We start from the raw sequence: 10,797 nt of genomic DNA on the forward strand, positions 1-10,797 counted from the left end.
ACGTAAAAGATGCCGAACAAATTTATACGTACTTAGTAGGTGAGCGTAAGTTCCCAGAAGTATTTCAATTAGGTGGAAATAGTACGTTAGGACGCGGAATGATGAGAACGATGTGGCTAGGAGTGTGAAAAGATGAAAACGACACGTGTTGGAATTGAAAATGGTCGTGCTACATTTGCGTTTGAGGCAGTAAAAAAAGCAAAAGAAGGAGGAGTCAAGGATTTTAAGGCGTATCGGTCTTATGTAAAAAAAATGCCTTCCTTGATCCAAGTGAATGGACTTGGCCAAGCTCTTGCATTTTGTTTTCAAAAAGGAAAAGAATATGATGCGATTTATAACACATTGAGAGATTGGTTAAGAGAAAGGTATAAAGACAAATTCCAGGATAAGGAGTTTGTAGAGGTTGTCATTAGCTTATCAAGTGCTGAATATCGCACGTGGACGATGGAAGCGTTAGCGTTGTTAAACTGGATGCGCAAGTTTGCAGACGGAATGGCAAAGCAAGGAGAGTGAACTATGAATAATAAGCGTCACCCCAAAAAACAACAAGTGCGAGAAGAAAAATATTTTCTTCCGAAAGATACGCATGCGATTATTCGTACCGTAAACGATCAGCACCTAACTCATTTAGCGTACCGTTTACATTATGGACTATCTCATGAGTTTGACGAGAAAAAAGGCTGCTATGAAGTGGCGAAACGTCTTCCTGCCGTGCTCATTCATTCAGATGTTCAACAAGTAGCGAAACAAGCGCTTCTTCATCGTGAGCGTTCGCTTGCTTCTTTTGCGCACATCGCATCCGTTCGAAAGCTCAAAGCTACACCCGTAGGAAAAATTGTTCACGGACTTGGTGCCGGTCACGTTCGAGAAACAGCGTTGACAATTCATTCGACGTACGGAATTCCATACATTCCAGCATCGAGTGTAAAAGGTGTTGTGCGGCAATGGTGGATTGAAGCATACGGAGAAGGAAAAGAAACGGCGCTTACGCAGTCTAGCGAGGCAACAGCGATTTTCGGTACACAACAACAACGGGGATGCGTGCAGTTTTATGACGTTTATTTAGTAAACGGATTACAACTTGTTCCAGAAGTAATGACGGTGCATATGAAAAAGTATTATGAAAAGAGCGGAATGCCGACGGATGATCAACCGCCGACGCCTGTTTCGTTTTTTACAGTGAAAGTGGCAGACGTCGATATTTATTTATCTTGTTTACATCGTGATCATCAGCAGGCAGAGCAGCTATTAAAAAAAGCAACAGAGTGGACAATACGAGCACTTGAGGAGTTCGGGATTGGTTCAAAAACATCGTCAGGATATGGGTATTTTCGTCACGTTCGCGATGTGACAGAACAAGAATTCCTCCCGCTTATAAAGCAAGCGAAAGAGCAAGTGGCAAGCGAGATGCAAAAACAGCAGCAACAAAAAGAAGAACAATATCTCGCTTCTTTGTCTCCAGAAGAGCGATTAGTGAAAGAAATTGAACGATTAACGACAAACGAACAAGATCAGCAAAAAAGTAAATCTGAGTTATATAAACAAGTCATTGAAACAAAAAATAAAGAAGCTGCCCGAGCATTACAAACATATTGGGAAAAAATCGGCGAATGGAACGTAAAGCCGAAACAAAAAAAGCAATACGAGAAAGTGCAAGCGGTACGCACACTGTTACAGTAAATGCGATTCGAGAATGTAACATGCAAAGCTGATTACAGTCTAATGAAGGGGAGTTTTGCATAACGATTGAGAGTTTTTCTTTCTGCGCGTAGAAAGATCTGATTGGTCGCTGTGTCTCTTTATTGTTTCGTCTCATAAGTTGTTTGAATTGGTGAATCACTTCACAACTGTCGTCGACCTCCAATCTTGCAAAAACTTCGGGGGATCGACGACACTTCATTACGAAGTGAAAAATTGGCTGCGGATTGATTTCAGCGAGTTTGTATCGTACCTATGAGGAATTGAAGTGAAAATAAATAAGCCAGCGCGCTAGCCGCCGATTTATTTATTTTGGTTGACCATTTGACCACTTTTTTATGTGTTATGGACAAAAGTTTTTACTATCAGATTTTATGTGATGTCATATGAATACATGAAGATGAAGGATAAGGAAGGTTCACTCATGTTTATATGTATATGTGTTTGATGGTAAATTCATTTTTTTTTAACAAATAAAAGAAGAAAAAGTGTTGAAAAATATAAAAATTATGAGAAAATATAGTTAGTTCACGTGATTGTCGGAGGTGGGACATTGATTGAATCAATCGCCGAAATTGGAAAATGGGCGCTGGAAAAAAAGAAGAAAGCAGTTGTTGATCAGCTCATTGAAGATCATGGCTACTCGTATGCGATTAACATCTTATTATCTGAAGAAGATGGTGTATTTGTCTGGCAAGGTGTAGAAGTAGAAGAAGCTCATACAGACTTCAAAAAATATTTGTTCAGGAATGGTTCATCGCGAGGAACGAACTATTCCCCGACAGCAAGAATTACAACGATCGATAATACGTTTCAACAGAAAGTGTTAGGATGGTTTAAAAAAGTTAAAGATGCTGAACACTCTTATTTTTTTTCTATCTATGAACTACTTATGAACAAACATGAAGAAATTGTTTTCAATATTCAAGAGAAACTTGATCAATTAAAAGATCGAGCTATCGTATCAATTAAAATAAATGGTAAATTTTTGTATGATTTACCTTTGTTCGTTGAAAAATTTTTACTTCTTGTCAATGAAAAAGACTTAGAGTTGTGTGCTACGAATCAAGTATGTTCAGTATGTGGAAAGCAAAAAGAGGTCGTCATCGGGAAAATGTCGGTGTTCCGTTTTTATACTCTGGACAAACCGGGGTTTATTACGGGAGGTTTTAATGAAGATTTAGCATGGAGGAATTTCCCTGTTTGTTTGAATTGCAAGGCGTTTATTGAAGAGGGAAGGAAAATCATCGAGGAAAAGCTAAAATTTCAGTTTTATGGTCTGTCTTATTTTCTTATTCCGAAATTTATTCTTCCGTCTAAAATTAGCCGTGAAGATTATGAAGATGTACTGTATCTTCTTTTTTCACAGTTAAAAGATATACGACTCCAAGATAGAAAAATCCAGTCATTTATGACGACGGAAGAAGATATATTAGCGGTGCTCGCGGATGCAAAAAACACCGTTTCTCTCCAGTTGTTGTTTTTACAAAAAATTCAAAGTGCAGAACGTATTTTGCTGCTTATTGAAGATGTTCTTCCGTCAAGGTTAAGAGAAATTTTTCAAGCGAAAGCGTATGTAGAGAAGGTGCTTTCTTTTACTGATCGTCAATTCCATTTTGGAATAGTTCGGACGTTTTTTAATAGCGACGTAGACCGCTATTTTCTGACTATTGTAGAACGAGTGTTTAAGAAAGAACCGATTCATTTCACTTTTTTAATACCTTTTATCATGAAAGAAATTCGTCGTGATTTTTATGAAATCGAATCAAACGTAAATTTTTTCTATAAGGTGAGACACGCTATATCTGTTATTCTCTTTCTCGAACAATGTGGGGTGTTAAAAATGAAAGGGGGCAGCGTAGTGCCGAGCAAATTTGACGTGTTATTCCAAACATTTGGTCAGCAGTTGGATACGAACGAGAAGAAAGCTATTTTTTTGTTAGGTGCGCTAACACAAATGTTACTAGAGGTACAGTGGAAAGAGAGAGGAAGTCAGCCGTTTGTGAAGCAATTGATGGGATTGAAAATGGACGAGCGTACGGTAAGAGGATTGCTTCCAAAAGTAGTAAATAAGCTAAAGGAGTATGACGCATATCAAAAAAGCCATCAGCAGCTGGCAGAAGATATTTCTTCATTGTTTATGTCGTCGCAAAGAAATTGGAAGTTATCTGTCGATGAGTTGAACTTTTATTTTGTTTGCGGAATGAATCTTGTTTCAAAAGTGAAAGAATGTTTATTTGAAAAGAAGGAGGAAAAAACGAATGTTGAACAATCGGTCTGAATTGCTGTTTTTATATGATGTAATGTGGGCAAATCCAAATGGTGATCCTGTTGATGAAAATAAACCTCGGATCGATGAGGAAACAGGAAAAAATATTGTAACCGATGTACGTTTGAAGCGAACCGTACGGGATTATTTGCACGATTACTTAGAAAAAGAGATCTTCGTTCGTGAAATTGCTGATGAAAACGAATACATTCAAGACGCAAAAATGCGCGCGGAAGATTTTTTAGTGAAGGAAGGTGAGAAGCAAAACAAATCCAAACTGTCCTTAGTTGAAATGAAAACGATCATTAACGAGCAAGTGTTAAATGAGTGTATCGACGTGCGGCTTTTTGGGGTAACTTTACCGATTGAAAAAAGTAGTAAGGAAGCGAGTTCTATTACGCATACAGGGCCAGTGCAATTTAAGATGGGACAGTCGCTACACTCTGTTAAGCTACACTATGTAAAAGGAACGGGTGCTTTTGCTTCGGGAAGCAAAAAGTCGACTAAAACGTTTCGTGAAGAGTATGTGTTGCCGTATTCGCTCATCTCCTTTTATGGCGTGATTAATGAAGTAGCGGCTAAATATACGAGGTTAACTGAAGAAGATGTACAGTTTATGCTCGAAGCAATGTGGAATGGAACAAAAAGCCTTATCTCTCGTTCTAAAGTGGGACAAATGCCACGGTTATTGATGAGGGTTGTATATAAAGAAAAGCATTTCCAAATTGGAGAATTAGACAAATATATATCTATTCATTCAGAAAAAGTTGATGAAGAGATCCGTGATGTCAGCGATTATGTACTAGATGTCTCCAATTTACTTCAAGTGTTGGAAAAGCATAGAGAGCGCATTGAACGAATTGAGTTAGCACAAGACGAGCGCCTCATTTGTAGTGAAAATTTAGTGAGATTTTTAGAAAGCAAAGGTTTTATCGTTGAACAAAAAACGTTTTAAGGGTGAAGTTACATGAATGTACTTATTTTTGACTTTTATGCCGATTTTGGACATTTTCGAAAAATATATTCGACTTCTTCACCCTTAACATATTCGGTCATCCCACCTACAGCTTTTTATGGGATTGTTGGCGCTATCATTGGATTAGAAAAAGAGGAGTACCTTAAATATGTGAATCATCATACAGTAAAATGTGCTATGCAACTACTTCATCCTGTAAAAAAAATAAGAGTGGGATTAAATCACATTAATACAAAAGGAAATGTGTGGATTCCGAAGCAGCGGAGAGAAGGGGCGCGAACACAAATTAGAACAGAGTTTTTACGCTTTCCGAAATATCGATGTTATGTACATTTCAATGATTCTATACTGTTTCATAAACTAATAGACTATGTAAAGTATGGGAAAAATGTGTATACGGTAAGCATGGGATTGAGTGAGTGTTTGGCCAAAATTGAATTCGTTTCGGTAGAAGAATTTGAGCAAAAAAAAGATGAACAAGCAATTGAAGTTGTAACAGCTGTTCCAGAACGCAAACTAAAAAAACTAGAAATTGAATTTGGAAAAGAGTATTTAAAAGAAAGATTACCTATACAAATAGACAATGAGCGAATTGTCAGCTTGTATGATGAGGTGCTATTTGAAGCAACGGGAAAACCTTTGACTGTTTCTGTGGATAGTTACTTAGTAAACAATCAAGGGGTAAAAATTGTTTTTCTTAATTAGAGCGCGTATGTCACTTCATGCGTGCTCTCTTTGTATATGGAGGGAACATGATGAATGAATTATGCTCGCATCCGAACTATCCCCTTCAGAGACATATAGAAGGGGTAAAGTTTTTGGCGTCACAATTTTTGCATGAAAAAAAACTCAATTTTACTGAGCAACAGTGGATACAAACGCTTGTTGAACACATCGCTTTGTTTCATGATATTGGAAAATCACATCAATACTTTCAAGATTATATTCGTGGGTTACGTGTGTCACAGCAATTAAAAACTCACGCATTGCTTTCTGCGTTTGTGTTTATGTCTTTTATAAAGAAATACGAAAATATTCATGATTTATGGAAATATCTCTCTTTCATCATCGTTAAACGCCATCACGGTAATTTAGATGATTGGTTTGAAGAATGGAAACAATTTGGAATTGATATAGAAGAACAATTGTTCAAACAAATTGAAGCGATAGATTTCCAAAAACTAAATGAGACATACGTGCATTTTCTTCCTGTCCTTTCGAACTACCCATTTACGAAAGGTGATTTTGAAAATGCTGTTCGTCATTTATTTGCGGAAAGTCGAAAAGTCCGTCGTTATATGATGCGTTGGAACAATGAAAACGATTCATTAGTTCCATATGTGCAATTTTTATTTTTATTCTCATTACTTTTGGATGCCGATAAGTCAGAAGCAGGAATTATGCAGAAAGAGGTACTGTCTTTTTCCGAAAGATGCTTTATTTCTTCTTCATTGATTGAAGAATACAAGAATAAGAAAAATTGGGAATATAGTGAAATTAATAGTCTGCGCGAGAAAGCATTTAAAGAAATTACGAACGTACCTATTGATGTAGCGAATCATTTTTATTCGTTACAACTGCCAACCGGCATGGGTAAGACACTTGCGTCTTTTCAGTTCGCACTTCGTCTTAGGAAAGCAATCGAAAAGGAAAAAGGGGTTATCCCACGTATTGTATATAGCTTGCCGTTTTTAAGTATTATCGATCAGACGTCAGCGGTATTAGAGGACATTTTTCGGACAAACAATATCGTTGTAGATCAACGTTTATTTTTGTCCCATCATCATTTATCGGAAATGGAATATTCGTTTGTGCACGATGAGGAACGATATGATACAGATTATGACGTGGCGAAATTGTTAATTGAGGGATGGAATTCGGAAATTATTTTAACGACATTTGTTCAACTTTTTCATACTATATTTACAAATCGAAATAAGTTGATACGGAAATTTCATCGGTTAGCGAATGCGGTCGTTATTATTGATGAAGTGCAGGCAATTCCTCATCGATATTGGCTTGTGGTAAAAGAAATGTTTCGAACTTTAGCAGAAGAGTTAAATTGTTATTTTTTATTTAGCACAGCGACGACACCGGCCATTTTTCAAAAAGATGAGATCGTACAGCTCGTTGAACCTTCGTCATATTTTCAAGCATTGTCGCGTGTTCAACTATTTCCTCATGTGCAAAATAATATGACTATTGATGAGTTTGTAAATCAACTTTGTTTAGAGGAAGAAAAAAGTTATTTGTTTATCGTGAATACAATTGATTGTGCGAAATATTTATATGAAAAACTAATGGAACATATTTGTCCAGAGAAAATGACATTTTTGTCAACACATATTCCTCCAAAGGAAAGATTACGAAGAATTCAACAGATTAAAGATGGAAAATACCGTATTGTTGTAAGTACACAAGTGGTAGAGGCTGGGGTTGATATTGATTTTGATGTTGTATATCGTGATCTTGCCCCATTAGATTCTATTCAACAAGCAGCAGGAAGATGTAATCGAAACGGTTTGAAAAAAGGAAATGTTCATGTAGTCTCATTAACGGATGGAAAACGTCGCTATGCTAGTTATATTTACGATTTAGTGCGTATCGATTTAACACACTCACTTTTGAAAAACTGTACCGTTATAGAGGAGAGCGAGTTTTTCTCTTTAATTGAAAAATATTTCGAACAACTCTCTATGAAAATGAATAATCGGGAGTCCCTCCAGCTTTTAAATGGAATCAAAAGTCTTTATTTCGATGGTGAAGCAACAGCGGAACGGATACCGATTTCCCATTTCCGTTTAATTGAAGAAGGAGAAGATAAGTTTGATGTGTTTATTGAATTAGATGAAGAAGCGAAAATGATATTTGAGCGCTTTGAGCAAGTGATTAGTATAAAAGATCCTTTTGAACGACAAAAGCAATTTGCGGCTATGAAGGCATCTTTTTATCAGTATGTTGTTTCTATTCCACGAAAAGTTAGCCATAAGCCACCTATTTTGCATGGGATAGGTTATATTAACGTAGATATGCTTGATGATTTTTATGACCAGGTGCTTGGATATAAAGCAAAAAGTGAAGGAATGATATGGTAGGTGGAAGCATGAACGATGAAATCTCTATTACTGGGACAGACATATGGTATTACTACATTTGTCATCGTGAAGTTTGGCTGATGAAACATCAAATCGCACCTGATCAGGAAGATGAATCACTTGATCTCGGGCGTTTTATCTCGGAAATGTACTATCGGCGAAATAAAAAAGAGTTGTCATTTGGAAATATTGTGATTGATCGCGTTCGTCAAGAAGATGGACAACTTGTTGTGGGAGAAGTGAAAAAATCGTCGCGATATATGAAAAGTGCAACTATGCAGCTTTTGTACTACTTAGATTACTTACGTCGAATGGGAATTGAGGCGAGGGGGGAGTTGCTTTTTCCAGAGGAACGGAAAAAAGAAGTGGTCGAATGGACGGAGGAAGCAAGGGTAGAGCTGGAGCGAGCGGTTAAGGAAATTCAGCAAATCTTGCGCATGCCGGTACCACCGAAACCAAAGAAAATCCAATTTTGTGCAAAATGTGCGTATCGTGAATATTGTTGGGCGGAGGAATGAAATGAAACGAACATTGTACATCTTTCAAAATGGTGAGTTGCGTCGCAAAGATCATAGCTTGTATTTCGAAACAGAAGGGCGCAAAAAGTATATTCCTGTTGAAAATACAAGTGATATATACATTTTTGGAGAAGTCGATGTATCGAAGCGATTTCTTGAGTTTGCTTCACAAAAACAAATTATCGTTCATTATTTTAACCATTATGGTTATTATGTTGGTTCGTTTTATCCGCGCGAACATTTGAACGCGGGGCATGTAATTTTAAAACAAGCAGAGCACTATTTAGATGGGGGGAAACGTTTAAATTTGGCGCGTCGATTTATTGAGGGATCGATCCAGCAAATGAGCCGAGTACTGAAATATTACCGTTCTCGTTTAGAGGTGAAGGATGTTTTCGATAACGTACTACATGATTTCGAAAAGGAGTCACTTTTGCTTTCTGACGTTCAATCGGTCGAGCAATTGATGGCATCGGAAGGGCATATGCGTGAAAAATATTATAGTACGTTTGATACAATTATTCGCCACCCTGATTTCGTATTTGAAAAGAGAACAAAGCGCCCACCGCATAATCGCTTGAATGCACTCATTAGTTTTGGAAATTCGATCGTGTATACGATGTGTTTGAGTGAAATCTACAAAACGTACTTGGATCCACGCATTGGTTTTTTGCATAGTACAAATTTCCGAAGGTTTTCACTTCATCTTGATGTTGCTGAAATATTTAAGCCTATTATTGTTGATCGTCTCATTTTTTCATTAATTAACAAAAAAATGCTAGCAAAAAAGCATTTCGATAAGCTAACGGACGGTATATTACTGTCAGAAGAAGGAAGAAAAATATTTGTGAGCGAATTAGAAAAGAAAATGCAAACAACGGTGCAGCATCGCCATTTAGGAAAATCTGTTTCGTATCGACGACTTATCCGTCTTGAGCTGTATAAAATTCAGAAGCATTTGTTAGGGGAGAAAGAGTATGAACCGTACGCAGCGAAATGGTAGGTGATGGATTTGTTTGTTATTTTAGTGTACGATTTTAATGAGAAGCGCGTAGCGAAGGCGTTAAAAATTGCTCGTAAATATCTTCATTGGGTACAAAATTCTGTGTTTGAAGGGGAGCTATCAGAAGCAAATTATAAGAAACTAAAAATTGAACTGCAAGCCATTATGCATCCGAATGAAGACTCTGTCATTTTTTATACGTTTCGTACACAAAAATATTCGAAGCGAGAAGAATTTGGACTGAAAAAAGGTGGAGAGGAATTTATTTTGTAGAGAGGAAGAAACGAATGCGATTAACGATTACATTGCGGGGAACAGATGGAACGGTGACATTACCGCTTCATTACCAGCAATATTTACAAGGGTTAATATATTATTCGCTAAGCGATGAGGCATTCGCTCGCTTTTTGCACGATCGTGGATTTCGGAAAGAAAAGCGATCGTTTAAGTTGTTCACTTTTAGTCGCTTGTTTGGTGAGCATCGTATTGAACATCGTGCGAAAACGATCACGTTTATTGATTCATTTCAATGGCACATTGGAACAGTACTTCCTGAATTAACGCAGCAACTAGGGGAGCATTTGCTGCTTCAGCCATATGTAAACATCGGTGATCAACGTGTCATCATTGAGCGAGTTGAAACGGAAAAGCGAACGATTGAACAGAGTGAAATTGAAATAGATATGTTGTCACCGATGACTGTATATAGCACGTACGAAACAGTAGATGGAAAGAAAAAAACACAGTTTTTCGCTTCGGACGACGAAGTGTTTTCACATTTAATAGAACGGAATTTTTATAACAAATACGAAGCGTATTACGGATTTCCACCGAGCGACCGACTATTTATTGAACCTGTCGATGTTCGGAAAAACGACCGCGTCGTAACGAGCTTTAAAGGCTTTTACATCACGGCATGGAAAGGGCGATATAAACTTATTTCTTCTCCGGAAAATTTAACGTTTTTGTACCGTGTAGGCATCGGTGGACGAAACTCGCAAGGATTCGGCATGTTCCGCATTATAAAAGGAAAGTGAAACATTTCACAACTGTCGTCGACCCCCAATCGTGCAAAAAACCCGGGGGATCGACGACAGCTCGTTTTTTGTGAATTTTTCAGTAATATCAATAAATACAGAGTATTGACTGAATTTTCGAAAGGATATATAATAGCGTTGTATAGCTTTTCCATATGTTGATTTATCAACGCTTTTTTGGGGTTTGTATCGTACCTATGA

The 10,797-nt window shown here is 37.4% G+C and carries 10 protein-coding genes; all 10 read left to right on the forward strand.

Annotated elements, in window-relative coordinates:
* Positions 1-132 precede the first annotated feature (132 nt).
* The 10 genes from cmr5 (at position 133) to cas6 (ending at position 10,596) form a co-directional block, all read left to right on the forward strand.
* Positions 133-513, forward strand: coding sequence for a type III-B CRISPR module-associated protein Cmr5 (gene cmr5 / locus V7Z64_RS06540; protein WP_297987823.1), 381 nt, complete (start codon positions 133-135; stop codon positions 511-513).
* A gap of 3 nt (positions 514-516) precedes the next feature.
* Positions 517-1,680, forward strand: a complete 1,164-nt coding sequence (gene cmr6 / locus V7Z64_RS06545) for a type III-B CRISPR module RAMP protein Cmr6 (RefSeq protein ID WP_297987821.1) — start codon at positions 517-519, stop codon at positions 1,678-1,680.
* Between the two features lie 571 nt (positions 1,681-2,251).
* Positions 2,252-3,979, forward strand: coding sequence for a TIGR02556 family CRISPR-associated protein (locus V7Z64_RS06550; protein WP_297987819.1), 1,728 nt, complete (start codon positions 2,252-2,254; stop codon positions 3,977-3,979).
* On the forward strand, positions 3,960-4,922 hold the full coding sequence (gene cas7b, locus V7Z64_RS06555; RefSeq protein WP_297987817.1) for a type I-B CRISPR-associated protein Cas7/Csh2: 963 nt from the start codon (positions 3,960-3,962) through the stop codon (positions 4,920-4,922). The genes V7Z64_RS06550 and cas7b overlap by 20 nt, the downstream gene beginning before the upstream one ends.
* Before the next feature lie 12 nt (positions 4,923-4,934).
* Positions 4,935-5,648 (forward strand): type I-B CRISPR-associated protein Cas5b, encoded by a 714-nt coding sequence (gene cas5b / locus V7Z64_RS06560; RefSeq protein WP_297987814.1) that lies wholly within the window; start codon positions 4,935-4,937, stop codon positions 5,646-5,648.
* A 50-nt stretch (positions 5,649-5,698) separates the two neighbouring features.
* The gene (gene cas3, locus V7Z64_RS06565; protein ID WP_297987812.1) at positions 5,699-8,038 is read left to right on the forward strand and encodes a CRISPR-associated helicase Cas3'; all 2,340 of its coding nucleotides are present in this window, start codon (positions 5,699-5,701) and stop codon (positions 8,036-8,038) included.
* An 8-nt stretch (positions 8,039-8,046) separates the two neighbouring features.
* Entirely contained in the window at positions 8,047-8,556 is a 510-nt protein-coding gene (gene cas4 / locus V7Z64_RS06570; protein ID WP_297987810.1) for a CRISPR-associated protein Cas4, read from the forward strand.
* A 1-nt stretch (position 8,557) separates the two neighbouring features.
* Positions 8,558-9,559: a type I-B CRISPR-associated endonuclease Cas1b gene (gene cas1b, locus V7Z64_RS06575; protein WP_297987808.1), complete on the forward strand. Its 1,002-nt coding sequence runs from the start codon at positions 8,558-8,560 to the stop codon at positions 9,557-9,559.
* Between the two features lie 9 nt (positions 9,560-9,568).
* Positions 9,569-9,832, forward strand: a complete 264-nt coding sequence (gene cas2, locus V7Z64_RS06580; protein ID WP_035019157.1) for a CRISPR-associated endonuclease Cas2 — start codon at positions 9,569-9,571, stop codon at positions 9,830-9,832.
* Between the two features lie 14 nt (positions 9,833-9,846).
* On the forward strand, positions 9,847-10,596 hold the full coding sequence (gene cas6 / locus V7Z64_RS06585) for a CRISPR-associated endoribonuclease Cas6 (protein WP_297987806.1): 750 nt from the start codon (positions 9,847-9,849) through the stop codon (positions 10,594-10,596).
* Positions 10,597-10,797 lie beyond the last annotated feature (201 nt).

Source organism: Anoxybacillus sp., from assembly GCF_036834105.1.
In the GTDB taxonomy this organism is placed as follows: domain Bacteria; phylum Bacillota; class Bacilli; order Bacillales; family Anoxybacillaceae; genus Anoxybacillus.